The following is a 25,105-nucleotide window of genomic DNA, read 5'->3' on the forward strand; positions in this document are numbered from 1 at the left end:
CGGGCGGGCGAGGGCGTGCCAAGCTCCCCCTACAGCGAGGGGGCGTAGCTCAGGCCGGCCAGAGCAGCGGATTCCAAACCCGCACGCCGCAGGTTCGAATCCTGCCGCCCCTGCCCTTGAGTGGCCGGACCCCTGATCTGGGGGCCCGGCCACTTTGCTCAGGCACCGTCCGCTTCTGCGCCCGAGACTTCGGCGGTGCAGAACTCGCGTACGCCGCGTAGCTTCGTGCGCAGCTCCTGCTGGGTGGCCCGGCTGTCCAGACGTACGTCGAGGGCTCCCGGCAGGCTGGTACGCGCCCGCAGCCCGGCAGGGAGCCGGGAGGCGTCCAGGCCGTCGCGTCCGGCGATGAGGGTGCCCAGTTCGTGTCGGCTGACCGCATCGGCCCCGGCAAGGTGGCGGATGCCGGCCGCCTCTGCCGCGGCCAGTTCCAGAAGGGCGGCGGCCAGGTCCTCGACGAAGACCGGGCAGCGGATGTCGTCGGTGAACAGGGCCCCTTCGCGCGTTCCGGCGGCCATCTCGTGCACGGCCCGCTCGTGTACGGACTGCCCCCGGCCGATGATCAGCGAAGTACGGGCGACGACTGCCTGCGGGTTCACGGCCAGCACTCCGGCTTCCGCAGCCGCCTTCATCGCCCCGTACGGCAGGGTGGGGTCGGGAAGGCACGTCTCGTCGTAGTGCACGCGGCCGTCGCCGGAGAACACGGCGTCGGAGGAGACGTGCACCAGGCGGATGCCGTGCTGGGCGGCGGCCATGGCGATCCTGATGGGGCCCTGAGCCGTCACCGTCCAGGAGGCCTTGCTGCTTGCGGCGTTCACCACCAGCGTGGGCTGTACGTCGGCCAGCACCTGTTCGAGTTGGCCTGGCTGTTCCAGGTCGAGCAGGTGCCACTTGGCCTGGGCCGGGTCGCCGGGCGCGGTGGCGTAGGTGGCTACCGTGCTGTGTCCGGCCGCAGTCGCCTGCCGGGTCAGTTCGGTGCCCAGGAAGCCGCTGCCGCCAATGATCAGAGTCGTCATACGGGCCACCGTAGTGCGGTGTCGACGAGGCCTCGCGGGGTTCGATTTACGTCCAACTCCGTTTGCGCACGGGGTTGTTCTGGCGCGTTGCAGGTCAGCGTGGAACGCGAAGGGCGGCCACCCCGCGCGGGGAGTGACCGCCTGTTTCGGCGCTGTTCGAGTGCTGTTGTTTACCTGGCGGGCTGCCAGATGTAGCGGACGTCTGGCTCTTTCTCGTCGTTACGAGATCCGTCGGTCCGTTCCGTCTCCCGGAAGCCGTGGCGCTCGTAGAAGCGCCGGGCCGCAGCGTTGACCTGGAACGTCCATAGAGACAGGCCATCGGGGCGCTGCTTCTTGGCCAGTGCCATCAGCCGGTCCCCCAGCCCGCGGCCGCGGGACTCGGGCTCGAGGTAGAGCTGCTTGAGCTCCGGGCCGTTGAGTACCAGCAGGCCCAGTATCTGGCCGTCGCGGACGGCGACCCACGTCTCGTACTGAGGCACGAGCACGCGCGCGAACCAGTCCCGGATGTCGTCGGGCGAGTGGGCGCAGCGCACTGAGGGCAGCGCGGCGGTGAAGGACCGGAACCAGACGTCGGCGGCCGGGTAGGCGTCGGCGTCTGCGGCGCGGCGGAGCACGATGTCGTTCACGAGAGGGCTCCCTGTCTGTTCGGGGGCCACGCCGGCGCGGTGCGGCCCCTGGCGAACTGTGGCTGTGTCAGAGGCCCGTCGGGAGGTTCACGCCGAGGAGCTTGCCCAGGTGCAGCAGGGCGGGGATGGCTTCGGAGCGGACGATGACGTCGCCCTCTCGGGGACCCTCGAGGGGGTAGGGCTTGTAGACGCCGTTCTCCATCAGGCCCTCGGTGTCGAGGAAGAAGATGGGCAGTCCGAGGGCGCGGGCGCGGGCCTCTACGTTGCGTCGGTCGGCGTGCAGGCCGACGACGAGTAGCGCCTTGGCCTCGGGCGGGAAGGGCATGTGCGGGATCCGCTGGTCGTAGCGCCGCATGAACGCTTCGTTGAGACCCACTCTGGTGAACAGGCGGTCGAAGTTGTGGGTGGCGACGGGGCCGACCATGTGGCCGGCGTCGTGGAGGGCCTTGAGGACGTGGTGCGCGGGGGTTGGCTCCGCCAGGACGAGCGCGCGGAACATCGACACCATGTCCTCGATCTTGCGCTCGGTGTCGGTGAGTACCTCGTGGACTAGGAGGTCCTCACCTGGGGCGAGGATGAACGCGAAGGTCTGGGTCAGGTCGTTGCCCGAGCGCTCGGTTACTCGGTAGACCTCGTGGAGCCAGTGCAGGGGCGGGATACCGGCCTCGATGCTTGTGCCGCACCCGGCCTCGACGACGAAGGGCAGGTGGTCGAGCAGGCCGGAGAGGTCGGCGGCGTAGGCGGGGGTGCCGCGCTGCTCCTTGATGCGCATCCCGCCGGCGAGCACGTCCCAGGGAAGGTTCCGTGCGGCGCGGGTGAGTGTGTAGTCCTCGGACTGGATGGTGACGTCGAGCGCGGTGAAGCCGTCGGGGGTGTCGCGGCCTGCGCGCTCGTCCTGCGGGTGGGCCATGTGCTCGGTGATCGTGACGTGGAGGTCGCCGCGGCGCCAGGAGGCGTCTTGGCTGTTGACCGGGCGCCATCCTCCGGTGGTGAGCCAGCCGTTGAGGTCGCGTCGGTGTGCGGTGATTTCGGCGGCCGGGGCGAGCCAGGAGACGTAGAGGTACAGCTCCTCGAGGACCAAGCGGTCCATGGGCTGGGTGCGGTCGAGGCCGTAGTGCAGGCGGTAGTGCACGATGCGCCGTCGGCCGGATTCGTCGGCGCTCCAGCCGGACAGGTCCGCGTTGGTCGGGTCCTGGGTACGTCGCCAGATGCCCTCCTCGACGGCCGGGCGACGCTGCCCGCCGGCCTCCGGGGAGAAGGTTGCCTCCCACGTCCGAACCTGGTCGGCGGTGAGAGAGTCGATCACGGGGTGAGGCAGCAACACGGGGATCCTCCTTGCTAGCTGGTGTGTTCCAGGGCAGTCACCGCGTCGGACAGGGCGGTCATCAGGAATTCGACGTCGTGGGCCGGGGAGGTCAGCGGAGGGGCCACGACGAGGCCTTCGCTTCTGGGCTCGCCCGCTCCGGTGAACGGGTAGAAGAACACCCCGTGCCGCTCGGCCTGCTCCATCAGGGGCCAGAGCAGACCGGGCTCCAGTTCCACGGCGTAGAGGTGGCCCAGCCCTCGTACGTCGCGGATGCCGGGGCGACCGGTCAGCGCTCGCAGGCCTGCGCCAAGCTGTTGGCCGCGCTGCTGAAGGCCGGTGCTGCTCATGGCCTCGAGTTCGTCGAGGACGCCGAGGCAGGCCGCGGCCTGGAGCGGCTGGGTGGCCATGGTCCCCAGGGCCGGCAGCGGGGCGGCGCCGTCCTGGCGCAGCACGGCGGCGTGTTCGGGGGCGACGAGGACCGCGCCGACGGGCGTGTATCCGGAGCCCAGGCCCTTGGAGAGGATGCACAGGTCCGGCTCGCTGCCGTCCCAATGGTGGCTGGCCAGAGCGGTGCCGGTGCGCCACAGGCCGGTAAGGACCTCGTCGTGGATGACGAGGACGTCCCGTTCGCGGCAGATCTCCGCGACCCGGCGGAGGTAGCCGTCCGGCGGGACGTAGGCGCCGCCGGTGGTCCCGTTGACGGGTTCCAGCAGGATTGCGGCGACGTTCTCGGGGCCCCTGCTGTCGATGGCCTTGGCGACCTCGTCGGCGCAGGAGACGTCGCACACGCCGTGGGGGTGGGGGTGGGTCGGAGGGTAGGGCGGAGCGAAGGCGGGGCCGAGGCCGAGGGCGTCCTCCTGGTGGGGGCGCCTGACGCCGTTGCCGGCCAGGCCGAGGGTGAGGGCGCTCATGCCGTGGTAGCTGAGGGTCGAGGTCAGGATGTCAGCGCGACGCTTTCCGCTGCGGGTGCGGGCGATGTTCTTGGCCAGCGCGATGGCGACCTCGACGGCGAGGGTTCCGCAGGTGACGAGGGCGACGGAGTCGTTGGGGCGTCCCACGGCCCGGCACAGACGGTCCATCAGTTCGAGCTGGGTGTGGGGCTGGACGACGGCGGCGCCGGCGAACGCCGCGCGGGAGAACTGCTGTTGAAGGCGGGCTATGACGCTGGTGCTGCCGTGGCCGACGTTCGTGCAGATGAGCCCGCTGGAGCCGTCCAGGATGCGACGGCCGTCCGCGAGATGGAGCCAGGATCCGTGCGCGGCCACGACGTCGAAGTCCGGCATCGGCCGGGAGGAGGTCAGGAGGCGGTCGCGCTGGGAGAAGTGCCGTTCCACGTGAGACGTCCCTTCGTGGGGCCCGCCCGTTGGGCGCGTCAGAGCGCCCGGGGCGGTGCGACGTGGGTGGGTGCCGGGATTACACGGAGACGTCCGGGCGTGCAGAAGTTCACGTCCGGAGGCGCGCTTCCCGGCTGGCCTCCACCGTACCCGAGACACGGGCTTACGTATACGGTTTGAAGCTCATAGGGAACGCCTCGGATCCTCAACTGCCGGTTCGCGTCGGCTCAGCGCCCGGCGCCGCGGCGCCGGGCGGAGGAGATTCGACGGGCAGTGCTGGACGCCGTGCCATGATTAAGGCGACATGACGGCCGCACACGAGGGGATTCGGTGGCCAGGCGTACAACGGCATACCGGCGCGTTGCCCAGGACCTGCGTGACCAGATCGCGGATGGACGGCTCAGGCCCGGGGACCGGATTCCGTCGCTGACGGCGCTTCAGGACACCTACGAATGCTCGGACACAGTCATCCTCGAGGCTCGCAAGGTCCTGGTGGCTGAGGGGCTTCTCGTCGCTAAGACCGGTGACGGGACGTACGTGCGCGGTCGGCCCGATCCGCTGCGGCTGGTGTACGGAGCTCCCGAGGGCCGCGAGCAGCCCCTGTTCCGCCTGGAGGCCGGCGAGACCGGACTGTTCCCGGATGTGGTCCCGGTGGAGCCGGAGGAAAGCATCTCCGCACCTGCGGCCGTCGCGGCGGCGCTTGGCGTCCGGGCGGGCCGCAAGGTACGGCGCTCAGTGCGGCTGTTTCGGCACGAGGGGCAGGCCGTGCAGTTGGTGACCGTCCACGCCCTCGCCAGCGGGAAGGCGCCTGCCGCCGCGCTGTCGGTGGACATCGCTGCTCGCCCGGCGTCGGACGCAGAGGGCCGGGTGCTGGACGGCGTTGCCGGGCAGCCCTTGCTGGTGGCCACCCAGGTGGAACGGCCGGAGGCCGGGACGGCGCGCGTGGTGGAGACGCTGGTGCTCGCCGAGCGCTTCACGCTGGCATACCGGCCGGAAGGCGCTGGCGGGTAGCCCTCCCCAGGCGCGGGCCCGCGGGGCAGGTTCTTGTTCGTGGTGAAAGATCGCGGACCGACTTCCATCTTTACAACATTACATTGTATAGTTGGGGCGTAGGGAGAACACGAACCGAGGGAGGGGACCACGATGGCCGAGAAGCTGGACGCCGCGGAGAAAGCGCGCATCGACGAGGTTGAGGACCTGGGGTACGGGATCTGCCGGGGCTGCGAGGTCGCGTACGAGGCGCACTGCAAGCGGTGCGACGGGCCCTGGTGCCCGGCCTGCGACGACTGGTAGGCCCTACCCACCAACACACCGCCACGGCGGTGTGTTGGTGGTTGTTCGGCACCCGTTCACGGGCGAGGGTTCCCGGGCATGTGCAGCGCCACCATCAACACCGCAGTGAGGGGCCTCCGGCCGGGCGGCTGGAGGCCCCTCACTGCGTGCGGCGCCGCACGGCTACGCCCGGCAGGCCGCTCCCCCGGTGCGCGCCAGCAGCAGCGCGATCGCGTCCCGGGCCTGGGCCGGAACGACCCCGTTGCCCAGCGCCTTGAGCTGGGCGGCCCGCGACAGATCCGGCACGCCGGTCACCCACGCCTGCTCCAGACCCATCATCCACTCGACGAACTCCGGTGCCAGCCGCCCGCGTTCGTTCACCGCCGACGGTGCCGCGCGCCCAGTGCGCTGTTCCCAGCGGGTGATCGCCGCGGCGTAAGGGCCCCACGGTCCGGGGATGTCGTCGGGTCCGGCCTGGTGGTGCGCGCCGCCGGGCAGGAGGTGCTCGACCTCGTCGGCGAGCGTGGGTCCGTGTCCGCCGGCCCTCCGCTTGTCCGGGTGCTGGGAGCCGCCGTTGGTGGCGAGCTGGGCCGTCGGGGTTTTCAGCAGCGGGCGAGCGTCCGGGCACGGCTCGGCCGGGATCGGCGGGACCTGGTGGTTCCGTGACCGGTGCGTCCCGGCGACGCGCGCGTAGGTGACGCCTGGCGCCACATCACGCCGCCTGTGGCCAGGCGAGGATGAAGATCCGCTCGCGGCGGTGCGGCGCGCCGGCGTCCGAGGCGCGGAGCAGAATCCACTCCGCATCGAACCCGAGGGTGGCCAGATCTCCGAGTACAACTCCGAGGGCGCGCAGCTCCCCGGGGCTCGGGCCGTCAGCCACCGTCGGGTGCTCGCGTCCCACACCGCGAGCAGATAGGAGACCTCGGACATTCTCGATCACCACCAAGGAGGGTCGGAGTACGGAGATGGCGTCGGCGACGTGGTGCCAGATGCCGGATCGGGTGCCGGGAGCGAGGCCGTCCAGGCGCCCGGCCAGGCTCACGTCGGTGCAGGGGAACCCGGCGGTCAGCACGTCGACCGGGGCGACGGCGCTCCAGTCGACGGCCGTGACGTCGCCGTGGTTGGGAACGGTGGGCCAGTGATGGGCGAGGATGCGGGCCGAGCGCTGCTGCGGGTCGGCCGGGTCGTACTCGCAGTGCCAGACGACCTCGCCGCCCAGTACGTCGCTAACGGCAAGATCGAGGCCCCCGTATCCGCTGCAGAGCGAGCCGATACGGGGGCGGGCAGGAACGGTAGGGGTGGTCAGGCGATGCCCTTTCAGGCGGGCCTCCCGGGGCGGTCGGGTCAGTGGCCGACGGCACTCCACACACCGACCAGCAGCGCACCGAGGGCGATCAAGACACTGAGGGTGGGCAGGGGCCAGCGGCTGCGCTCCAGGGCAGCTACGCGGTCTTGGAGGTCCGCGACGTCCTTGTCGGTCTGGTCGTTTCGCTGCACCAGGAGTGCGAGCTGGCCGTCGATGCCCGCCAGCCCGACTTCGAGGCTGCGGCGCAGGTCGGCCAGCGCGAGTGCGACCTCTCCATCGGGCATGGCGAGGAGTCCCTTCTACAGGCGGTTGGGGTCGGTCTTGGCCGGGAGCCAGGCGGCGGTGCCCACCTGGCCGAGCCGGGTGCCGATCGCGCCCTTGACGACGGTGAGCGCGGCGGGGATCGCGGCAATGGCGCTGGCCTCCAGGAAGGAGAGGTTGACGAGGTCGGTGGTGGCGCCCGCGAGCAGGAGGCCGAGGAGCGCCTCGACGTAGGTGAGGACGGTGCGCTCGGCGACGTCGGCGAGGGCGCTGGGGGTGGACTGGGACATGCGTTGCTCCTTGGGGGTCAGGCGGTTGCGGTGAAGGCGTGCCGGGCGGCGAGGCGCTGGAGGGAGGTGAGGCCGGGGATACCGTCGGCGTCGGAGCCGCTGTAGCCGCCGCCAGCCGAGCTGCGCTGCCAGGCCGCGTAGGCGTCGCGGGTCCGAGTGCCGAAGGACCCGTCGACGTAGGCCCTGTTCAGCAGTCCCTCCGCGGCCAACGCGTCCTCGAGGACGCGGACTTCGGAGGGGTAGGTGGTGTGGCCGTCCGGGGCCGGGATGTCCTGGCTGGCGGCTGCCTTGAGGTGGGCGACGCTGACACTGGGCGTCGATCCGCCTCCGGGGATGTCGTTGCCGCGGCCGGTGACGAGCAGCTCCCAGGTGGTGGGGCCCGGGAGGCCGTCGGCGTCCGATCCGAACCAGCCCTGGGCCTGCTGGAATGCGCGGGTGGCGTTGCGGTCGGCGTCGCCCCAGTTCGGGCCGGGGCCAACCGAGTAGAAGCGGCGGCCGCCGCGGGCGCACAGCATGTTGCCGAGCCGGGTGACGTAGGCGTTGCTCGCGCCCGGCCCGAAGTTGCCAGCGCCGGGGAACGCGTCGCCGCCTCCGGGCGGTGGCGGGGGTCCGCCTCCGCCGAGGACCTTGCCGGTGTCGATCTGGCCGGGGTCTCCGTGGTCGTTGCCGGGCACGTCGCAGTGCCCGAAGTAGCCGCCGCTGCCCTGCCAGACCGACCGCGAACGGGGCTTGTCCGGGCCCGGGTAGCGGGCGGGCGGCCCGGCCGGGAACGCTTTCGGGACGCCCCAGGAGCGGGCGGCCGCGAGGATCTTCTGCCAGCCGGGCTTGGACGCCGGGTCCCAGCCGGTGGTCCACGGCTTGGAGGCGTAGCCGAGGACCTCGATCTGGATGCACACCTTGCCCTCGCGGTTGGTGCGCCGCGCGCCGTCGTTCTTCAGGGCGCGCCCGGACTGGCTGAGCGGCCCGAACTGTCCGACCCGGTCGGTGACCGGGCAGTAGATCAGCTGCGGCTCAGAGGCGACCTGGACCAGGTAGGAGCCGATCGACTCGAGGTAACGGCCGCCGGCCGGGGACTCGGTGGTGTGCAGGACGACGCGGGGCGGGTTGTCGGGGGTGTCCATGGCACCGCCGATGGAGCCGTCGCCGATGCCGATCGCGCCGGAGATCCAGGTGGTGCCGGACGCGCCGCGCGGCAGAGTCGCCGACGCCGGGCCGGGCTCGGTGTCCTCGGCGGGTGTGTGTCCGTCGGGGGCGTGGACGGTGAACGGGGCGGCGTCGACCGGCTCGTACCAGTCGAGGTCGCCGTCCTCGCGCAGCACGAACAGCGAGCCCGGGCGGGCCGGGTGCTCGCGGGTGAAGCGGGGGGTGTCGGGGAGCGCGGCCAGCGCGCGGACGGTGTCGAGGTGCTCTTCGTCGACGGTTCCGCAGTAGGTGAGGGACCGGTCGGGGTGGATGATCGCGGCGTGGTGCGTGGTCACGGGTCCTCCTAGGCGTGGAGCTGGATCGCGTCGATCTGGTCGCGCAACGCGTTGTAGGTGCTCAGGCGCAGCCGGAAGTCGCCGCCGTCGCCCCAGGCGGTGCCCCAGGAGCTGCGGGCCCGCAGGACGGTGCGTTCGGGGATGACCCGGCCGCTCGCGTCCTGGGCGACCTCCTCGAGGGCGAGGGCGCATACCTCGTGGCCGCCGGCGAGGCCGGAGGTGCGCCAGTACGGGACGGTGTCGACGAAGGCGTCGGTGCCTGGGGTGAACCAGGCGTCGTACCAGGGCAGTCCGAGCAGGACCGGGCCGCTTTGCAGGGCGCTGGCCAGGGCGTCGGCGTCGAGGATGTGGGTGTAGGAGCCGATGAGACCGCGGCTGTGCAGGGCGCGCGCGGCGCCGAGGCCGGAGCTGCCGGCGTCGTTCGGCGGCCACTGCCAGGCCGTGAACTCGTCTGCGGCGGTGGCGTCCGCGTACAGCCGGATCGCCCATTCCTCGGCCGCGCGGGCGTCGGGCGTCAGCCCGGCTGCCGCGAGGCGGGGCGCGTCCAGGACGATCGACAGGGCGGCGGCTGCGGCGTTGGCGGTGCACGATCCCAGGGCGTCCACGTCGGGCGTGCCGTCGACGAGTTGTGACGTCCGGATGTGCTGGGCCTGGAGGTTCTGCTGGTCGAGGACCGGGATGGTCGGCTGCCAGCTGACGGGATGCAGAGTGTCCCGGGTGGCGCGGTGCCGGAACCGCAGGGAGCGGGCGTCGAGGACTTGGTGTCGTCCGAGCGCCGGGTGGGGGTCGTAATGGCGTACGAGGACGCCGTGAGTGGTTGGCACTGTCGGTCCGCTTCTCCCCCGCGCCCCGGCAAAGTGGATGCCTGGCCATCTGGCCGAGCGATCCCTCGGGGTGTGGTGCGGGCCGCAGATGCGGAGGCGGCGCGGGCGGAGGGTCGCCCGGCAGTGCCGTGATCAATGATAGAGGCGGGCCGGGGGCCCGCTGTCGAGCGTCGGCCTCGTCAGTCCAGCGGGTAGCGCACGTTCCAGGTGACGTATCCGTTGCCGCTGGCGAGTTGGGTGCTGGCCGCGCTGGAGATGTTGGAGAGAGTCACCTTGCCGGTGGCCGGGGTCAGGTTGGCGCTGACCATGGCGCTGGCGGTGCCGAGGGCGCCAGTGGGCAAGACAACCAGGGTCCACTGCTGGACGAGGGTGTTGCCCGGCACCGCCTCGTCCGGCAGCGTGAAGAGTTCCTCACCGACGGCCGGTGTCGACCTGGCCGTGCGCTTGAGGATCCCGCGGAGCCCGACAGTGTTGTCCGGGTAGACGCGGTAGGCGACCTTGTCGAAGCCGCCCCCGTACTGGGCCCAGTTGAACCCCAGGGACGGGGTTTTCCAGCCCTGGTTGTACAGACCTATTCGGCCGTCGGTGCCGATGTAGAAGCTGTTCTGGAAGTAGACCTCCGCTCGGCTGCCGTCGTGGCTGCGGGCGTTGATGGAGCCGCCACTGACGATCTCGATGCGGTCGTACAGGGCGGAGCCGAACAGGGTGGATTCGGCGGAGCTGGAGATCTCGGTTGCGCTGAGCTCCATCCGTCCCTTGGCGGGCTCGGACCACATCGACAGCGAGGCGCCGGGGTAGGCCATGGGGCCGCCGAGGCGTGGCATCGCTCCGCCGGCGGGCGGGGTCGGCGCGCGCAACTCTGCGGACTGCAGGCGCAGCTTAGAGGTGTTGGTGGCGGGGTCGTACGCGGCGTACAGCGCGGCTGGTGCCGTCTCGGTGGCTGCGCCGGACAGCAGGCGGACCTGCCCGGTGGTGGGCTGGGTGTCGGTGGCGGGGATCTGGGTGATCTCGACACGGCTTCCGGCGTCCCCGGTTCGTAGGACTGCGCCGTCGATCTGGACGCCGATGATGTGGACGCCCTTGATGGTCTTGCCGTTAAGGGCGTCGACGTTGAGCATGTCGGCGGTGATGACGCCCGCGGTGAGCAGTGCCAGGCGGGCGGAGTTGACGTCGAGGTGGTCACCGGTGAGGGTCTTGAACTTGATCTCACGGCCGGTGATGCTCTGCGCGACGATCTTCTCGGCGTTGACGGAGTCCGCCGCTAGTTCCGGGGTGCCGATGGATCCGGCGAGGACCAGGCCGGCCGTGATGACGGTGCGGACCTCGGCGTTGTCGAACAGGACGCTGCCCGCGCTGGCGGCGTATGCCTCGCAGTAGACGGCGGCGTGCACGGTGTTGGCAGGGGCCTGGACCTGGGCGGTCGGCCGGGTCCACGTCGTGCTCGCGGCGGCGGGCGCTTCGAGGAGGCCGTAGCCGAGAGTGGCGCCCGCAGTGTCCAGCCACCGCAGGTAGAACCTCGGGGTGCCCTGCCAGTCGGTGCTGGTGGCGTAGTCGACGGCCAGGTAGAAGCGGTCGCCGGGCGACGCGGGCAGCGTCGTGAGCATCTGGGCGCGGGTGGTGGGGGTGGGGGCGGTGGCGTCCACCTTGAGGCAACGGGCGGAGTTGCGGCCCGAGGCCGCGGTGCTCCAGTTGGTGCTCCCGACCAGCAGCTGGTCGGTGAAGGCTCCTTCGAAGGACGGGTCGGGCAGCAGGTTGCCGGTGCCGATGGCGAGGCGGTCGGAATCGATCGCGCCAACCGCGACCTTGGCCCGGGTCACCGCTCCTTCGGCGAGGGCGAGTTCATCGACGATGCCGGCCATCACGTCTTCGGCGACCACGGGCAAGCGCCCGGTGGGACCGACCGTGGTGGAGGGGGCGGAGGCGGTGCCGGAGGTGTTGCGGGCTACGAGGCGTACGTACTGGGGAGTGTCGGTGATGACGACGGCGCTGCCGCCCTGCGGTGATTCCAGGGTCGCGCGGAGGGTGTCCGGACCGGGGGTGAAGTCGGGCACGACAGCGGCGTGGATCTCCAGGCGGGCCCAGTCCAACGGGACTGGCTGGCCTTCGGTGAAGCGGCCGTCCCAACTGATGCTGATGCCGCCGAGGGTGCCGGTCACGGCGGGCGGCGCCGGCTGGGGCGGGGGCGGTCCGTTGACGACGTTGACTCCGCTGGTGCCGTCGGCCTGCTGGCCGATGACCGCGCGCAGGGAGCCTGCGTCGTCGTACACCTGGACGGCGCCGTTCTCGATGGAGGAGTGGCTGAGCCGGGAGGAACGGGTGAGGAGGTCGAGTCGGCGCTTGAGATCGGCGATCTCGCCGCCCAGCCGGTGCAGGTCGTCGGGCATAACGGGGTGACTCCTTATGACGAGGGTCAGGCCGCAGCCGGCCCGTAGTGGTAACTGTCCGCGCGCGCCAAGTCGACGGTGACGGTCTCGCCGTCGCTACCGCCCGTGTGCACCGTCCAGCCGGTGATGCGGCACCATCCCAACCACTCGGCCCACTCGTTGTGCACCGTGACCTGGACGTCGTCGCCGACCTGAAATGAGCCGAGGGGGGCGGCGGGGTGGTCGGGGCGGATGCGGATCTGGTCGACGCTGCCGCGGGTCTGACGGCGGGTCCGCTCGGCACGCGCCCGCTGCGCGAGGATGTCGGTGCCCTTGACGTCGGGCAGGTCCAGGACGTGCTCCAGGCGCAGCCGCCCGTCACGGACCGAGTCGATGACGCGCACCTTGGCGCGGCCCTCCCCCGCCCCGGTGGCGATCACCGTCTGGGCGTAGTCGTCGGCGTTCCTGGTGACGGCCGGGGCGTCGAGGATGTTGACCCCGCTGGCGAAGGACACGTCGTCGCGGCGCGCGCCGAGGCGGGGGTAGGCCAGGCGCAGGCGGCGCACGATCGTGCCGTTCGGCCCCCAGGCCGTGTCGCAGGTGTAGTCCGGCGAGTCGTCGGCCTTGACCAGGTCGTCGACCGTGTTGCCGAGGACCGGGTCTTCCCACCAGTTGGAGTGCATGGGCTCGGCGGTGGTGCCGACCTTGGCCGTGGATGTGGCCGGGTCGACGACCACGCCGAGGTCGCCGTCCGGGATGGACTGGGCATAGGCCCAGATGTCGCGGATCACGCGGCAGGGGTCAGCGTTCACGTACGGGCCGCGGCCGTCCAGCTCACCATGGATGTCGTGGCGGCGCTGGAGGTAGGAGGACCAGCCGGCGGCCTCGAGGGAGAGCGTGCGGTCCTCGGGGGTGGCCTGCCACAGAATGCCGCCCCACCGCAGCACACCGCCGTTCTCGACGTACAGCGCACAGGTGCCCTCCTCGAGGAGCTCGGGGACTGTACGGGCAAAGCGCGGGGTCAGCTTCGCCCGCAGCGCGCCAGGACCGTTGAGTTCGGGCCCGAACTCAACGTCGGACAGCGGCAGGTCGGCGGCGAGGATCTGGCCGGTCAGGAGGTGCTGAGCGAAGTAGCGGTAGGGCATCAGTAGATGCCCTCCTCGAATTCCAGGCGCGCGATAGCTGTGGTGGCGACGTCGGCCTGGAGGACGCCTGCGTTGTTCTGGTCGAGGGAGATCAGAGCCTGCAGGGATTGCGTGGTGCCGCGCATGGCCGCGGGCACGGCGACAGTGTCGGCGCTGATCAGGTGGATGCGGGAGGCGCTGCCGGTCTCGAACCACACCGACTGCCCTTGCACCGCGCCGACCTTGAACGCCGAGCCGCCCCACACGCTGCCGCTCATGACCTGCACCCCGGCGATGGTCATCTCGGCGCGCATGGTGACGGCCCACGGCGGTACCTGGACGTCCCACTGGGCTACGGGCGGCCATGCCACCCACTGGCCGGCGCGGTTGCCCGGCCAGTCCTGGTCTCCGGCGGGGCTCGCGGTGTAGATCCGGCTGGTCCGGCGCGGGTTCGCGACCTGCCGCATGTCTCTGATCATCGAGGCCGTAACCGTGCCGGTATTCGCCGGGAGGTTGATCAGCGCGAGCGGGATCGCGGAGTAGCCAGCCGGGACGGACGCGTAGACCGGGGGCACGCCGGAGATGACGTCGAAGGTCACGATCGGGTCCTTAGCCGGGTCGCGTCCGCCCTCGTACTGCGGGTCAAGGACACGCAAGACGACCAAGTCGTTGCGGGCGTTGGCTCCGGTCGGAGCGATCTGCACCGTTGCGCTGCCGATGTTGTAAGCGGAGTAGTGACCCTGCCAGGGCGAGGCGCGACCCTGGATGATGGCGGAGCCGTCACCGACCTGGACGCCGCCTGCGGGCACGGTCAGGGGGCTGACCTTGAGGTCGCCTCCCTGGGTGACGCCCTCGCCGCCGCGCGCCAGGTCCCGGATCATCATCCTGAAGCTCTGAGCCGAGTGCGTTGCCCCGTTGGTGAGCAGGGGGGCAGGGGACAGGGTCATGATGCTGCTCCTCGGAGGGTGGGCCAGGCCGGCCGCCAGGTGACGGTCAGCCGGGCGGAGTTGGTGGGGTCGGTGGCCTGCCAGCGGATCTCGCTGCGCCCGGGCGGCAGGCTGAAGGCGTCCAGGCGGCCAGCGGTCAGGGGCACGCTGCCGCCGTCCCTGCGGAGCACGGAGCGCCAGGTGGGCCGTGTGTCGATCTCCACCCAGTCGTCGCGTCCGATGACGGTGTCCAGGCGCAGCACTTGGCCGCTCTCGACATGGGTGATGACCGGGGTGGCGCAGGGTCCGTCGATCCGCAGGATGGGCCACGTGGGGGCCTTGCCCTCCACATCGATCCAGCCCGGTCGCTCTGGTTCGCCCGGGGCCGGGGTGACGACGATGGGCGCGACAACGGGCGCGGTGAAGCCGCCTCCGACGACTGTCCGGAGCGGCAGCACCAACTGCTGCTGGTGGTCTGCGTAGAAGAGCTGGTCCGCCGTCAGGAACTCAATGTCGAGGGGGACCCATCCGTGGACGAGGCGCTCAAGGTCGGCGTCGGCCTTGCGCAGGCGTCCGAACATGACGCGTACGTCCCGTCCCGGGAACTGCATGCGCAAGGCGGTGGTGGCGCCGCCGGTCAGGCGCAGTGCCGGGTCGTCGTGGAGCTCCTGCAGGGCGCCCAAAATGTCGAGAGCGGCTGCGGGGTTGCCGGGGGTCTTGATCGCCGCGTCGATGCGGATGGTGCGGCCGTTGTAGTAGTCGGCGCCCAGCCATGTGCCGTCGGAGTGCGGCGGCTCCACGTCGCCGGTACGGACCGTGGCGCGGCCCAGTCCCTCGATCGTGGCGACCGGCACTGGGGTGTTGGTCCCGATGACCATGCCGCCAAGGTCGTACTGGAAGTCGGTGAGAGGTGTGGTCATCGGCGTACCCCGCCTCGCTGGGCGCGGCGTACCTGGTAGCCGATCGCGGCGGCGATCTGCTGCTCGGTGGCGCCGGGCCGGTCGATCTGGATGGTCTGTGTGCCGATCAGCGGGGCCGCCTGCTGGATGACGATGACCTGGACCCGGCCGGCGGAGGCGTCCTGACGGCCCACCAGGGCGTAGCCGAACCGGCTGGCGACGTCTCCGAGCACGTTGGTGGCCTGCGGGCGCTTGGACAGGCCGAGCGGCAGGTATGCCTCTCCCCCGGTGCTGGGTTCGGCGAAACGGACCAGGCCGTTGCTGGTGGCGTAGATGCCCTCCCGGATGCCGCCATCCGCATACGACAGGCCACGCTGCGCACGGCTGAGGTCGTCGAGGAGCTTCGAGCCGCGGTCACCCAAGGCCGTTTTGACCTGCTGGCCGGCCTTGGCGAGGACACGGATGATCTCGTCCTCGGCGAGTGTGGTGGTGTCGGCGACCTGGTGGAGGCCGACCTTGCTGGAGGTGACGGCGCCGATGATCTGGACGATTTCGCCGGTCTCGTCAGAGGTGAGCTGTGCGCCCGCGGTCTTGGCCTGGGTGTTGGCCTGACTGGCCTTGCCCCGGTCGCGTACAGCCTGTGCGGCCAGGTCCTGGGCGGCGGCGTCGCCCTGCTGGTTGAGCTGTGCGGCGAGGTCACCGAAGCCCATCCCCGCAAGCTTGATCAGGTTCTTCTGGAAGTCCGCGTTGGTGTTGTTGGCGGTGGTGAGCTCGCGCGTGTAGTCGGCCAGCGAGGCCTTCGCCGTGTTGGCGAGGCCTCGCAGATCGGATGCCATCTGGTTGAGGTAGGTGCGCGAGCCGGTGGCCATCTTGTGGACCAGGTCGACGCCGTCCTCCCCCATCGCCTCCAAGGCCTTGGCGACGTCGGTGCCCGCCCGGGCGGCCACGGTTGCCAGCTCGTTGCGCCAGCGCTGTGCGGTGCCCACGCTGGAGTGCAGCTTCTTGGCGAAGACGCCCAGGTCGAACTTGCCGTCCTTGTCCTGGGAGGAGGACGCGACGGAGGACAGCGTGTTGAGTGACGCCGGCGTGTAGCTGAAGTTCGTGCCGGTGCCCCCGCCGTTGGCGTACCAGGTGATGCTGGCCGGGTCACCGCCCAGGCGCCGGACGGTCTCCTCCAGGATCCGCCGGGAACGCGGGCGCTTGGATGGGGCGTGGGGGATGTAGCTCTCCCCCTGCGTCTCCCGCTCCGCCCAGACCCGGTACTCGCCGCCGCGGGCGATCTGGGCAACGTGGCTCTCGCGCATCCCGCCGTCGGCGAAGGCCAGCACCCGGCCCGGCGCCGAATACACGTTGCCGTTGGCGTTGGTGCGCAGGTAGGGGTTGGCGGGCGGCGGCGGGCCGACGTTGACGTACGGGGAGTAGTTGACCCGGACGGAGACGGTCTTACCGTGGACGCTGTCGATGGCGCCCTGGATGGATGCGGCGGCCGACGTCGGTGTGCCGGTGGGGATGGTGATCTCGACCGTCTTGCCGTTGGTGTTCTGGATGGTGAAGCCGAGGCCCAGCAGCGCGGCCCGCGCGTCGGCGGTCAGCGCGGTCATCGTGAAGGTGCGGCCCTGCGTGGCATTGATCCGCCCCTGCAAGTTCTGGAGGTTGGCGATGCCGTCGGCCGTCAGGGCGTTGACTCGGACGGACTTGTCCGGGACAGCCGACATCTTGGCGATCAGCGCGTCCAGCTCGGCCCGGGCCGCCAGCGTCGGCGCTGTGATCTTGTATTCGCGGGTGCTCGGGATGAGCTCGACGGCGTAGTGGAGGTCCTGGAGCTCCTTCTTGGCGTCGTCGCCCAGCGCATCCACCTTGACGGTGCGCTTGTCCGGGAACCGGGCGAACTCGGCCTGCACGGCGAGGAGTTCGGCCAGGGCCTCGCCCATGCCCTTGGTCTGCAGCAGGATGCTGACCCGGCCCGGGATGAGACCCATCTTGTCCGCGACCAGGCCGGCCTCGTCGCCGACGATGCCGTACTGCCCCAGCAGCTTGATCGCGGCATCGCGGGCCTTGTCCATCTCCGTACGCGCTGCGTTCAGTGACTCCGGCAGCGTCTTGTCCGACTTCTGCGCGAAGTCGTACGCGGCCAGGGCGGCGCTGGCCGCCGCATCGGAGATGCCGTTGAGGCTGCTGAAGAGCTGCTGCCCGTTGCGCGTGGTGGTGTTGAGCGTGCCGTTGAGCCCGAGCAGCACCTTGCCGTAGTCGCCGCTCTTCTTGATTCCCTCGTCGACGGCCTCCCCTGCGTTGAGGATCGCCTCATTGAGCCGCGCCTGCGCGGCCTGGACGGACACCGAGCCGCCGCCGAGCAGGTCGAGTGCGTCCTTCAGGCCGCGGGTGCGGCGGTCCGCGTCCCCGCTGGTGTCCGCGAGGTCCTTCACCGCCAACTTCAGCTTGTCGTACGCCGACAGCGCCCTGCCGGAAGGATTCTGCGCCTCGGCCAGCCGCTTGGCGTCCGTGACGCTCTGTTCCATCTCGCCGCGCATGTCCTTGAGCGCGTCGGCGGCCCGCTTGTACCGCTCGCCAGTGTCGGTGTACTTCAGGACGCTCGACTTGCCGCCGGCCTGGTCAACGTAGGCCTTGTTGGCCTCGGCCAGATCGCGGTACTTCTTCTCCAGCGCCTCGAGGCTGCTGCCCTGGCCGAGGTAGGCATCCGTCAGCGTCCGCATCGACGTACCCGACTGCTCCATGACGTCGACCAGCCGGGTCTTGCTGTCGTGGAGCTTGTAATCGAGGAGGGTCTGAGCAGCCGCGGCGCGCACGTTCGTGTCGATGACGCCGCCAGAGTCCCGCAGGGCCCGGGTCAGATCGGCGATGCGCTGCTGGTGTTCGGCGGCGGCCTGGGCGGCCTTCTGCTGGTAGGAGGCGAGCATCCCGAGGCCGACGGTGATGCCGAGCAGGGCGATGCCCCAGGGGCCGCCCATGATGCCCATCAGGCCGCGCATGGCTCCGGCCAGTCCGGTGCCGGCCGCGCGGGCCATGCCGTTGAGGGTGCCGGTGAAGCCGCTGCCGGCCGTGCTCGCGGTGCGGAAGGAGGTGGCCATCGCGGCGAGCAGCGGGACGCGGGCCTGTAGGACGGCGAAGGCGGCGCCGAACCGGGACAGGCTCGTTCCGCTGGCCGAGGCCAGAAGGCGCATGCCCGTCATCTGCGCGTTGAACGACGCGAAGGCGCCTGTCACGCTGCCACGAACGGTGCCCGCCAGGCCGGAGAGCATCGGGCCGACGCGCCGCCACAGCAGGATGGAGGCCAGGGCGGTCTGGATCGGTCCGGGCAGGGCGCCGAACGCTCCGACGAGAGTGCCGACGACCTGGCCGACCGGCACCAGGACCCCGGAGAGCCAGCCCACCGCGCTGGCCAGGGCGTTGACGACGAGAACGACGATGTCGAGCGTGGACGCAGCGCTGCTGCCGTCGCCGCCGAGGCGGGCCAGTTGGTGACCGATCGGTGCCAGGCCGTCCGCGACGTTGCCGAGGACGTCCATCAGCGACCGGCCCGCGTTGATCAGCAGGTTGAGGCCGTCGGCGAGCGCGTGCTCTCCCAGCGCGCGCAGCGGGCCGATCAGTTCGCGGGCCTTGTCCATCAGGCCGCCCAGGCCCGCGTTGGCCTTCTCGGCCAGGCTCGGGCCGTAGACCGTGGCCAGGTCGTGGGCGTAGTTGATGCCGGCGGTGATGTACGGGGTGGCCCGGGCGAGCCCCGAGGTCAGCCCTCGGGTGAGCCATTCCAGGCCGGGGGCCATGCTGCTGTAGATCTCCAGCCCCGTGGTCCTGGCCTGGGTCTTGAGCTGGGTCATCGCGCCGGTCAGGCCCTTGGACTGGGCCGCGGCGATCTGGGCGGCCTTGCCGTACTGGCTCACCGTGTCCAGGCCGGCTTGGAAGGCCTCGAGTCCCTGGTGTCCCAGAGCGACCATGCCGCTCATGCCGGGCTTGCCGAAGGCCTTCTTCACGGCTTCGATGTAGTCCTGCTGGGTCATGCGGTGCTGGGCCCGGTTCAGCCCGTCGATGACCGTGGCAAGGCCCTTGAACTTCCCGGTGGAGTCGAAGGCCTCGATGCCGAGGGCCGCCAGGCCCTGGCGCATCTGCTTGGTGGGGGCGGCGAGGTTGGACAGCGCACCGCGCAGGGTCGTTCCTGCGGTCTGGCCGATGATGCCGCTCTTGCCGAGCCCGACGACGGCCGCGGCGGTGTCCTGCAGGGACACTCCGAGCGCGTTCGCGACCGGCCCGGCGTACTTCATGGCGTACCAGATGTCGCGAATTCCTCCGCTGGCTCCGGTCGCTGTCGCCGCGAGGGTGTCGGCGGCCTTGCCCGCCTGGTTGGCGCCCAGGCCGAACTGATCCATCACGTCACCGAGGTACATCGCGGCGTCGGCGGCCTTCACGTGGAGGCCGGTCGACAGCTCCAGGGCGGGGCGCGAGGCGATGATGGCCTGGTCCGCCCTGAAGCCGGCTTTCGCCAAGTCGACCATGGCCTCGGCGGCGTCCTTGGCCGTGGTCGCGGGCAGCGTCAGGTCGGATCCCAGCTGCTTGGCGACGGCCGCCGCGTACTGCATCTGAACCGCGTTGGCGCCGGTCACGGCGCCGAACTGGTTCATCTCCTTCTGGTATTCGTTGCCTTGCTCGACCAGATCGTGCAGGCCGAAGACCAGGGCGCCGCCGGCCAGCAGACCGGTCAGGCCCGCCAGCCGCGAGCGCAGGCGGGAGGCGGCGGAGTCCATCTGGCCCAGGGAGTGGGTGCCGCGGCTGCCGACCGTTCCCAGGCGGGTGTCGGCGGACCGGGCGGCCCGGGCCAGGGCCGTCAGGTCGCGGGTCGCGGCCTGCAACTGGCGCTGCATGGACCGCAGGTCGGCGGTGTTGTCGCGGGTCGCCGCCGTGTTGGCGCGGGTGGCCGTGGCTGCCCGGTTGGCGGCGGCACCCAGGCTGCGCAGATCGCGGCTCGCCCCCGAGGCGTCATGGCGCACGTCGCGCAGCAGGGTCCCGGCGCCGCGCAGGCCGGTGGTCAGGGTGCGCAGGCCTCCGGCACCGCCGCCGAGCGCGGTGAGGTTGCGGCGGACGGCGTTCAGGTCGCGGGAGAGGTCTCGGGCGGCGGTCGCGGACTGGCGCAGCGTGCGCGCGAGGGCGTCACCGTTGCCCGTGAGGGCAACCGAGAGGCTCCACGCGACCACCGACGCGCTCCTTCTTGCTGGGGGTTATTCGCGGTGGTCCCGGCGGGTGAGCGCCCGGGTGCGCTGTTCGTGCCAGACCCGGGGCACGAGGCCGACTTTGACGCCGTGGCCGTGCGGGCCTTCGGGGACGTGTTCGCGTTCGGTGGCGATGAGTTCGCAGCCGGGGCAGCGGCTGGTGGTGCCGACGTAGGCGAAGCGGTCGCCGCCCTCGTCCTCGTCCCACTCCTCGTGGCGAGTGCCGCAATCGGCGCAGGTGGCACGGGTCAGCTCGAGGTAGGCCAGGGCCTTTTCCCGGTCGCGGGGGCTCCAGGTGCCGTCGCCGCCGAGGAATCGCGAGTGCGGGATGCCCCAGCGATTGCACAGCTCGAGTTCGGCCCTCAGCCGGGGATCAGCCCGAAGTCTTTTCCCCAATCAGCGCGCTTCACGTTCTGCGCGGCCAGCGCCGCCTGGAACAGCTCGATGCGGTCGGCCGGCCCCCACTCGGAGAGGAGTAGCGCCGCGTCCTCCTCGGTCATCGGATCGGCGGACGAGGCGGCGATCAACGCCGGGGGAAACGATTCCTCATCCCAGTCGCCGCCAGCGGCTGCCTGCTCCTCGGACGGCGGGTGCTCCTTGACCAGCGCCGTGAACGCCTCACCTGGCAGGGCCCGGAAGACCAGCACCTCGGCGTCGGCGTCATGGGCGGCCCGGGCCTTCTCAAGCGCCGTGTCCGCGGCACGCGCCTCCCGGGCGAGTTCCTTGTTGTCCGGGTCGGTCTCGGCGAGCCGACGTGCGCTGCGGGCGGCGCGCCGCGCTTCCTCGAAGGCCTCGCGCAGATCGGCATCCTGCCACAGCGTCAGGCGGACCTCCGCGGCCTTCCGGGCGCGAAGCCGAGCAAGCTTGGCCGACCAGTGGGCGTCTGCGGCGACCGCCTGCGGCGGCGGGACGGCGCTCACTGGGCGTCCTTCTTCGCGAGCTGAGCGGGCTTGTCCGGGACCGGCTGCCCCTGAACCGGGCGCCGCACGATCGTGAACTTCACCTCGAACTTCGCGGCCTCGTTGTCCGTGGTGTAGGCCGGGGACTGGGAGCCGACCCGGACCGGGAAGACGTCCATGCTCTTGGACTTGGGGACATCACCCTTGCGGAGCATGACGACGTTGCCCTCCGTGCCCTTCCTCAGAAGGTCCTCGATCGCCTCAGTGATCTTGTCCTCGTAGAGGGTGAGCGCGGAGTCGTCGGCCTTGTCGGAGCCGGGGATCGAGGAGTTGAAGTCATCGCCCATGTCCGGCGTCTCGATCGCTTGGTTTTCCAGCGTGAACCCGGAGATCGCGGCGATCGCCGCAGACAGGTTGGTTCCCGCCTCCAGCTCTGCGCGGGTCGGCACGAGGCCGACCTGGTCCTTGATGGTGGGCAGCCACAGAAAGATGCTGATGCCGCGCCGAGAGAACTTCTGCACCGGCGTGCTGATGGGCAGTGCCATGGATGAGGCCCCTTGGAAACGCTGAACCGATATTCGGGTGCGTCCGCGAGAGGGGCCGCCGCGGTGCGGGCAGTGCCGGAACTCAGCCGGCCAGGGTCCAGCCGAGCCGGAACCTGATCACATAGGAAACGATAGCGGCACCGGGATCAGCGTCGATACCAGCGTCGCTGTCCAGCTCCCGCAGCCAGCACAGCCAGCCCGGCACCTTCAGCTCCCACCTCCACTCCCCCAACGCCGGGTCACGGGCCAGGACAGCAGCGCGGACCAGGTCGGCCAGCCACTCCGCCTGCGCGTGACTGCGGGCAATGCAACTGACCTGGTACACGGTGAAGGCGTCCTCACACAGGTCGGTGAGCGGGGCTCCGTCCAGAGTGAGTGGCAGCGAGTACAGCACCGTGTACGGGGGCGTGGCCGGAGTGCCGGCGGCGACGGGGAGGCTGCCGACGCCGCACGGCTTGCCGGTCCCCGTGCTCAGCAGGGCGGCAACGGCGTCGGTGACCTGGCGGCGCTCGATCACAGGGCCTCCAGCACGGCGCGGCCGATGCGTTCGGCGAAGTTCTGCTGGATCTGAGCTAGGGCCGGGGCGACATGTGGGAAGGGCGGCTGGGCGTAGGCCCGGCCGCGGGCGTCGGTGCCTGTGAAGCCCAGCTCCAGGCGGCGAGCCTGCGGAGCGAAGGTGCCCACGGTCGCGGTGGCACCGCCGCGCCGGGTGCGGACGTCGACCTGCCAACTCGCGCGGTAGGCGCCCGTGATGACATTGGGCCCGGGTCGTCCGCTGGCGGAGGCCTGGATGAGGGCCTGGAGCACCATCGCCTCGTGGCGTATGGCGGTGGTGGTGGCCGGGCCGATGGCGGTGGCCGCCGTGGTGATGGCGGTGGCGAGTTGGCGTGCGTCGGTGAAGCGGCGTTCGGTCACCGCGTCTCCGTCTCGTTGTTCTCGTCCAGCCAGGTCACCCGCACCACGAGGAGGCTGCTGGCGCCGGACGGCTGGACACAGCGCCAGGAGCGGCCCACCAGGGTGGGGTCCTGGGAGGCGTGTACGACGGTGATGGTGTCGTCGCGTTCGGCGATTGGGGCGATGGTGGGAGTGAGGAGCCGGTACGGGTTCTTGGGGTCGTCCGGGTAGGGCTGGCCGGCGAGCGGGGTGACGACGCCGGGGGCCTGGGAGCTGTCGTAGACCGCGCCCGGCCCCTCGTAGACGACGTGGGGCGGAACGGGCTCGAGTTCGCCGGTCTCCGGGTTGAGGACGGGCGGCCCGGCCGGGCGGCTGATCCGGACCGTGTCCCCCATCAACATCTCCTGCAGGACCGGGCCGAGCGCGCTGAGGTCGAGGCGGCTCATGTCCGCCCGCCCGCCCAGTCGGTGAGCTGGCGCAGCATGGCGGTGGTCAGCTCGGTCGGGGTGCCGTCGAGGTCGGTGCGCTCTAGGGCGGCGCGCTGCAGCATGCCGGCGTCGATGCCGCCGAGGAACGCGGCGATCGCCTCGCCGGGCGGTGTCTCGGTGGCGACGGCGACCTCGGCGTAGCCCTCGAACAGGGCGCCGTCGACCGGCGGCCGGGCGTAGAGCACGAGCAGGGGCGGCTGGGTGGCGCGGTGTTCGAGGGTGTAGGCGGACAGGGACGCGGACACGTCGTGCCCGTCGATGGTGACGGCGGCGCGCACGCCGTCGGCGGTGATGCGGACGGGGTGCAGGTTGGCGGCCAGACTGGCGTCGTTCATGGGGTCCTCGTCGTCGATGGGTGGCGGGCTACTCGTCGTCCGCGGACGGCACGGTCTCAACTCGCTCGGTGTCGGAGGAGACCGCGAAGCCGAAGGGGACGTCCTCGTCGGCCTCCTGGGCCGGCAGTGCCTTGAGCAGCGCGAGCGCGGTTGTCTCGGCCGCCTTGAGGGCGGCGGTGCTGTTCTGTGCGAGTTCGATGTCGATCTCGCGGCCGGGGGCACGGACGGTCAGGCGCATCGGCGGCCGTCCTCGTCCACGGTGGGCCAGTGCCAGGTGCCACCGGTCAGTGGGGCGGCGGGAGCGTGCGGCAGTGATCCGTTGAAATAGAGGCCCTCGGGGTTGAGGACGGCAAGGGCGGGTTGCCCGGCCTCGTCAACGGCCGTGACGATGGCGGCGCGACAGGTGCACGGGAAGCGGCCGTCGGCGCTGCCCCGGGCGACGTAGTGGACGATGCGGCCGAGGACCGGCAGTTCGTCGCTCATGCGGGTTGTCCCTCCTCGATGGCGGCGGTGTTGAGGTCTGGGCGCGGGATGAAGCGGCGCAGGCATCCGGGGTGGGCGATCGGGTAGCTGGCGGCCTCGTCGGCGGAGCGCAGCGTGTCGTGGGCGCGGTCGAGTTCGTCGTGGCTGGTCCATCCGCACTCGGGGCCGTCGATGACCTGGACCCATTGGGCGTCGAGGTCGGCGGTGGTGGCGGTCAGTGCGCCTGTGTTGGCAGCGGAGATGCCCTGGGCGGCGAGCGCGGTGCGGGCCCAGGAGGCGACCGGGTGCTGGGCGCCGCGGGCGTAGGTGACGGTGTCCAGGGGGTGCTGGGCGGCCAGTTCGGCTGCGGTGGGTGGTTCGGCGGCGCGGGCGGCCGTGGCGATCGCGCGGGCGAAGGCCTGGCTGCGGCGGACGGTGTCGCTCACCCGGCGTATCAGCACCGGGTAGGAGGCGGCGGTCAGCGTCGACAGGGCGTGCTGGTGGGTGGCGTTCCAGGCGAAGGCCGGGCGGTGGCCTCCTCGGGCGAGGACCGCGTGTGTGAGGGCGTCCTCGGCGCCGAGCCGGTAGGCGCGGGGCAGGTCGACGGCCGCCCATCGTTCGGCGAGCGCTCCGAGGTTGGTGTTGAAGCGCGCGGTCGCCACGTTGAAAAGGGACAGGCCCTCGCGGAGCGACGCGGGGACCGACGAGAGGCCGGCAGTGCGGCGGTTGCGGCGGCGGGCGGTGGCGAAGGTGCGCAGCAGCTGCTGCTGGGCGTTGGTCAGGTGCTCCCAGTCGGCCCGGGCCTGGTGGAGCGCGGCAGCGACGAGCTGGTCCAGGGCCTGATTGCGGGTGGGTTCGTGCAACGTGGTCATCGGCGGGGCCGTTCGCGCAGGTACAGCACGCCGCTCCCCGGGCCGTACGGGTCGCCCGGGATCTCCTCCCCGGGGACTGGAGTGGTGGGGTCCTCCAGCTCTGTGACCTGCCGCTCCAGCGCTGCGACGTTGCCGCTGGAGTCGACGGACACGACGCCGGACACCGCGACTTTCAAGGGCTGGGCAAGCAACGCGGCCCGGCGTTCGCGCAGCACCTCGAGCGCGACGGCCCGCAGCGAATGCAGCCGGGCGTAGCGCTGGTCGAGATCGGTGGTGTCGGTGGCCGGGCCGAGCGTGGCCAACAGCCAGCGGCGCGATGCGTCGTCCACGGGGCAGCCCCAGGAGGTGGAGGGGAGAGGGGTCCGGTGCGGC

General features: G+C 71.2%; 28 protein-coding genes and 1 tRNA gene. 3 read left to right on the forward strand and 26 right to left on the reverse strand.

The window, feature by feature from the left end; translation table 11 throughout:
• Positions 1 to 38: 38 nt before the first annotated feature.
• Positions 39 to 113 (forward strand) — tRNA-Trp (locus ABR738_RS00145).
• 45 nt (positions 114 to 158) lie between these two features.
• On the opposite strand, the gene ABR738_RS00150 is transcribed toward ABR738_RS00145, so the two are convergent.
• The 4 genes from ABR738_RS00150 to ABR738_RS00165 all read right to left on the reverse strand — a co-directional run bounded on the left by ABR738_RS00150 (position 159) and on the right by ABR738_RS00165 (position 4,279).
• The gene (locus ABR738_RS00150) at positions 159 to 1,013 is read right to left on the reverse strand and encodes an SDR family oxidoreductase (protein WP_350227843.1); all 855 of its coding nucleotides are present in this window, start codon (positions 1,011 to 1,013) and stop codon (positions 159 to 161) included.
• Positions 1,014 to 1,183: 170 nt separating this feature from the next.
• Positions 1,184 to 1,639 (reverse strand): GNAT family N-acetyltransferase, encoded by a 456-nt coding sequence (locus tag ABR738_RS00155; protein WP_350227844.1) that lies wholly within the window; start codon positions 1,637 to 1,639, stop codon positions 1,184 to 1,186.
• 67 nt (positions 1,640 to 1,706) lie between these two features.
• Positions 1,707 to 2,963 (reverse strand): SIR2 family protein, encoded by a 1,257-nt coding sequence (locus ABR738_RS00160; protein WP_350227845.1) that lies wholly within the window; start codon positions 2,961 to 2,963, stop codon positions 1,707 to 1,709.
• 14 nt (positions 2,964 to 2,977) lie between these two features.
• Entirely contained in the window at positions 2,978 to 4,279 is a 1,302-nt protein-coding gene (locus ABR738_RS00165; protein WP_350227846.1) for an aminotransferase class III-fold pyridoxal phosphate-dependent enzyme, read from the reverse strand.
• 330 nt (positions 4,280 to 4,609) lie between these two features.
• Between ABR738_RS00165 and ABR738_RS00170 the strand changes: the two genes are divergently transcribed.
• Both ABR738_RS00170 and ABR738_RS00175 read left to right on the forward strand, forming a co-directional pair.
• Complete coding sequence (locus tag ABR738_RS00170) at positions 4,610 to 5,290, forward strand: GntR family transcriptional regulator (protein WP_350227847.1); 681 nt, start codon at positions 4,610 to 4,612, stop codon at positions 5,288 to 5,290.
• A gap of 132 nt (positions 5,291 to 5,422) precedes the next feature.
• The gene (locus ABR738_RS00175; protein ID WP_350227848.1) at positions 5,423 to 5,572 is read left to right on the forward strand and encodes a hypothetical protein; all 150 of its coding nucleotides are present in this window, start codon (positions 5,423 to 5,425) and stop codon (positions 5,570 to 5,572) included.
• A gap of 162 nt (positions 5,573 to 5,734) precedes the next feature.
• On the opposite strand, the gene ABR738_RS00180 is transcribed toward ABR738_RS00175, so the two are convergent.
• From ABR738_RS00180 to ABR738_RS00285, 22 genes are all read right to left on the reverse strand, one after another.
• Positions 5,735 to 6,262: a DNA (cytosine-5-)-methyltransferase gene (locus ABR738_RS00180; RefSeq protein WP_350227849.1), complete on the reverse strand. Its 528-nt coding sequence runs from the start codon at positions 6,260 to 6,262 to the stop codon at positions 5,735 to 5,737.
• Position 6,263: 1 nt separating this feature from the next.
• Complete coding sequence (locus ABR738_RS00185; RefSeq protein WP_350227850.1) at positions 6,264 to 6,917, reverse strand: DNA cytosine methyltransferase; 654 nt, start codon at positions 6,915 to 6,917, stop codon at positions 6,264 to 6,266.
• On the reverse strand, positions 6,896 to 7,141 hold the full coding sequence (locus ABR738_RS00190) for a hypothetical protein (RefSeq protein ID WP_350227851.1): 246 nt from the start codon (positions 7,139 to 7,141) through the stop codon (positions 6,896 to 6,898). Before ABR738_RS00190 ends, ABR738_RS00185 begins: the two co-directional genes overlap by 22 nt.
• A gap of 15 nt (positions 7,142 to 7,156) precedes the next feature.
• Positions 7,157 to 7,408 carry a hypothetical protein gene (locus ABR738_RS00195; protein ID WP_350227852.1) on the reverse strand — a complete coding sequence of 84 codons (252 nt, stop codon included), beginning with the start codon at positions 7,406 to 7,408 and terminating at the stop codon, positions 7,157 to 7,159.
• A gap of 17 nt (positions 7,409 to 7,425) precedes the next feature.
• The gene (locus ABR738_RS00200; protein WP_350227853.1) at positions 7,426 to 8,886 is read right to left on the reverse strand and encodes a peptidoglycan-binding protein; all 1,461 of its coding nucleotides are present in this window, start codon (positions 8,884 to 8,886) and stop codon (positions 7,426 to 7,428) included.
• A gap of 8 nt (positions 8,887 to 8,894) precedes the next feature.
• On the reverse strand, positions 8,895 to 9,710 hold the full coding sequence (locus ABR738_RS00205; RefSeq protein WP_350227854.1) for a hypothetical protein: 816 nt from the start codon (positions 9,708 to 9,710) through the stop codon (positions 8,895 to 8,897).
• Positions 9,711 to 9,889: 179 nt separating this feature from the next.
• Positions 9,890 to 12,094 (reverse strand): hypothetical protein, encoded by a 2,205-nt coding sequence (locus tag ABR738_RS00210; RefSeq protein WP_350227855.1) that lies wholly within the window; start codon positions 12,092 to 12,094, stop codon positions 9,890 to 9,892.
• Positions 12,095 to 12,120: 26 nt separating this feature from the next.
• Entirely contained in the window at positions 12,121 to 13,218 is a 1,098-nt protein-coding gene (locus ABR738_RS00215; protein ID WP_350227856.1) for a hypothetical protein, read from the reverse strand.
• Positions 13,218 to 14,144 (reverse strand): hypothetical protein, encoded by a 927-nt coding sequence (locus ABR738_RS00220; protein ID WP_350227857.1) that lies wholly within the window; start codon positions 14,142 to 14,144, stop codon positions 13,218 to 13,220. The genes ABR738_RS00215 and ABR738_RS00220 overlap by 1 nt, the downstream gene beginning before the upstream one ends.
• Positions 14,141 to 15,043, reverse strand: coding sequence for a phage distal tail protein (locus ABR738_RS00225; protein ID WP_350227858.1), 903 nt, complete (start codon positions 15,041 to 15,043; stop codon positions 14,141 to 14,143). The genes ABR738_RS00220 and ABR738_RS00225 overlap by 4 nt, the downstream gene beginning before the upstream one ends.
• Positions 15,040 to 20,223 carry a phage tail tape measure protein gene (locus ABR738_RS00230; RefSeq protein WP_350227859.1) on the reverse strand — a complete coding sequence of 1,728 codons (5,184 nt, stop codon included), beginning with the start codon at positions 20,221 to 20,223 and terminating at the stop codon, positions 15,040 to 15,042. Before ABR738_RS00230 ends, ABR738_RS00225 begins: the two co-directional genes overlap by 4 nt.
• Before the next feature lie 24 nt (positions 20,224 to 20,247).
• On the reverse strand, positions 20,248 to 20,634 hold the full coding sequence (locus ABR738_RS00235) for a hypothetical protein (RefSeq protein ID WP_350227860.1): 387 nt from the start codon (positions 20,632 to 20,634) through the stop codon (positions 20,248 to 20,250).
• Positions 20,601 to 21,158, reverse strand: a complete 558-nt coding sequence (locus tag ABR738_RS00240) for a hypothetical protein (RefSeq protein WP_350227861.1) — start codon at positions 21,156 to 21,158, stop codon at positions 20,601 to 20,603. The genes ABR738_RS00235 and ABR738_RS00240 overlap by 34 nt, the downstream gene beginning before the upstream one ends.
• Entirely contained in the window at positions 21,155 to 21,682 is a 528-nt protein-coding gene (locus ABR738_RS00245; RefSeq protein WP_350227862.1) for a phage tail tube protein, read from the reverse strand. Before ABR738_RS00245 ends, ABR738_RS00240 begins: the two co-directional genes overlap by 4 nt.
• 82 nt (positions 21,683 to 21,764) lie before the next feature.
• Positions 21,765 to 22,199: a hypothetical protein gene (locus tag ABR738_RS00250; protein ID WP_350227863.1), complete on the reverse strand. Its 435-nt coding sequence runs from the start codon at positions 22,197 to 22,199 to the stop codon at positions 21,765 to 21,767.
• On the reverse strand, positions 22,196 to 22,597 hold the full coding sequence (locus ABR738_RS00255) for a hypothetical protein (RefSeq protein ID WP_350227864.1): 402 nt from the start codon (positions 22,595 to 22,597) through the stop codon (positions 22,196 to 22,198). The genes ABR738_RS00250 and ABR738_RS00255 overlap by 4 nt, the downstream gene beginning before the upstream one ends.
• Positions 22,594 to 23,022, reverse strand: coding sequence for a DUF6093 family protein (locus tag ABR738_RS00260; protein ID WP_350227865.1), 429 nt, complete (start codon positions 23,020 to 23,022; stop codon positions 22,594 to 22,596). The genes ABR738_RS00255 and ABR738_RS00260 overlap by 4 nt, the downstream gene beginning before the upstream one ends.
• Complete coding sequence (locus ABR738_RS00265; protein ID WP_350227866.1) at positions 23,019 to 23,399, reverse strand: hypothetical protein; 381 nt, start codon at positions 23,397 to 23,399, stop codon at positions 23,019 to 23,021. The genes ABR738_RS00260 and ABR738_RS00265 overlap by 4 nt, the downstream gene beginning before the upstream one ends.
• Positions 23,400 to 23,427: 28 nt before the next feature.
• Positions 23,428 to 23,637 (reverse strand): hypothetical protein, encoded by a 210-nt coding sequence (locus tag ABR738_RS00270; RefSeq protein ID WP_350227867.1) that lies wholly within the window; start codon positions 23,635 to 23,637, stop codon positions 23,428 to 23,430.
• On the reverse strand, positions 23,628 to 23,882 hold the full coding sequence (locus tag ABR738_RS00275; protein WP_350227868.1) for a hypothetical protein: 255 nt from the start codon (positions 23,880 to 23,882) through the stop codon (positions 23,628 to 23,630). Before ABR738_RS00275 ends, ABR738_RS00270 begins: the two co-directional genes overlap by 10 nt.
• A complete protein-coding gene (locus ABR738_RS00280) occupies positions 23,879 to 24,733 on the reverse strand; it encodes a hypothetical protein (protein WP_350227869.1) in 855 nt (284 codons plus the stop codon). The genes ABR738_RS00275 and ABR738_RS00280 overlap by 4 nt, the downstream gene beginning before the upstream one ends.
• Positions 24,730 to 25,062 carry a hypothetical protein gene (locus tag ABR738_RS00285; protein ID WP_350227870.1) on the reverse strand — a complete coding sequence of 111 codons (333 nt, stop codon included), beginning with the start codon at positions 25,060 to 25,062 and terminating at the stop codon, positions 24,730 to 24,732. The genes ABR738_RS00280 and ABR738_RS00285 overlap by 4 nt, the downstream gene beginning before the upstream one ends.
• Between the last annotated feature and the right edge of the window lie 43 nt (positions 25,063 to 25,105).

Origin of the sequence: Streptomyces sp. Edi4, assembly GCF_040253615.1 — a bacterium.
GTDB lineage: Bacteria > Actinomycetota > Actinomycetes > Streptomycetales > Streptomycetaceae > Streptomyces.

Excerpts from the sequence above, each read along its gene's own strand:
- ABR738_RS00195 (WP_350227852.1), bottom strand. The coding sequence starts at position 7,408 with ATGTCCCAGTCCACCCCCAGCGCCCTCGCCGACGTCGCCGAGCGCACC.
- ABR738_RS00225 (WP_350227858.1), bottom strand. The coding sequence starts at position 15,043 with ATGACCACACCTCTCACCGACTTCCAGTACGACCTTGGCGGCATGGTC.
- ABR738_RS00260 (WP_350227865.1), bottom strand. The coding sequence starts at position 23,022 with ATGAGCCGCCTCGACCTCAGCGCGCTCGGCCCGGTCCTGCAGGAGATG.
- ABR738_RS00265 (WP_350227866.1), bottom strand. The coding sequence starts at position 23,399 with ATGAACGACGCCAGTCTGGCCGCCAACCTGCACCCCGTCCGCATCACC.
- ABR738_RS00215 (WP_350227856.1), bottom strand. The coding sequence starts at position 13,218 with ATGCCCTACCGCTACTTCGCTCAGCACCTCCTGACCGGCCAGATCCTC.
- ABR738_RS00150 (WP_350227843.1), bottom strand. The coding sequence starts at position 1,013 with ATGACGACTCTGATCATTGGCGGCAGCGGCTTCCTGGGCACCGAACTG.
- ABR738_RS00210 (WP_350227855.1), bottom strand. The coding sequence starts at position 12,094 with ATGCCCGACGACCTGCACCGGCTGGGCGGCGAGATCGCCGATCTCAAG.
- ABR738_RS00220 (WP_350227857.1), bottom strand. The coding sequence starts at position 14,144 with ATGACCCTGTCCCCTGCCCCCCTGCTCACCAACGGGGCAACGCACTCG.
- ABR738_RS00245 (WP_350227862.1), bottom strand. The coding sequence starts at position 21,682 with ATGGCACTGCCCATCAGCACGCCGGTGCAGAAGTTCTCTCGGCGCGGC.
- ABR738_RS00275 (WP_350227868.1), bottom strand. The coding sequence starts at position 23,882 with ATGAGCGACGAACTGCCGGTCCTCGGCCGCATCGTCCACTACGTCGCC.
- ABR738_RS00270 (WP_350227867.1), bottom strand. The coding sequence starts at position 23,637 with ATGCGCCTGACCGTCCGTGCCCCCGGCCGCGAGATCGACATCGAACTC.
- ABR738_RS00190 (WP_350227851.1), bottom strand. The coding sequence starts at position 7,141 with ATGCCCGATGGAGAGGTCGCACTCGCGCTGGCCGACCTGCGCCGCAGC.
- ABR738_RS00280 (WP_350227869.1), bottom strand. The coding sequence starts at position 24,733 with ATGACCACGTTGCACGAACCCACCCGCAATCAGGCCCTGGACCAGCTC.
- ABR738_RS00175 (WP_350227848.1), top strand. The coding sequence starts at position 5,423 with ATGGCCGAGAAGCTGGACGCCGCGGAGAAAGCGCGCATCGACGAGGTT.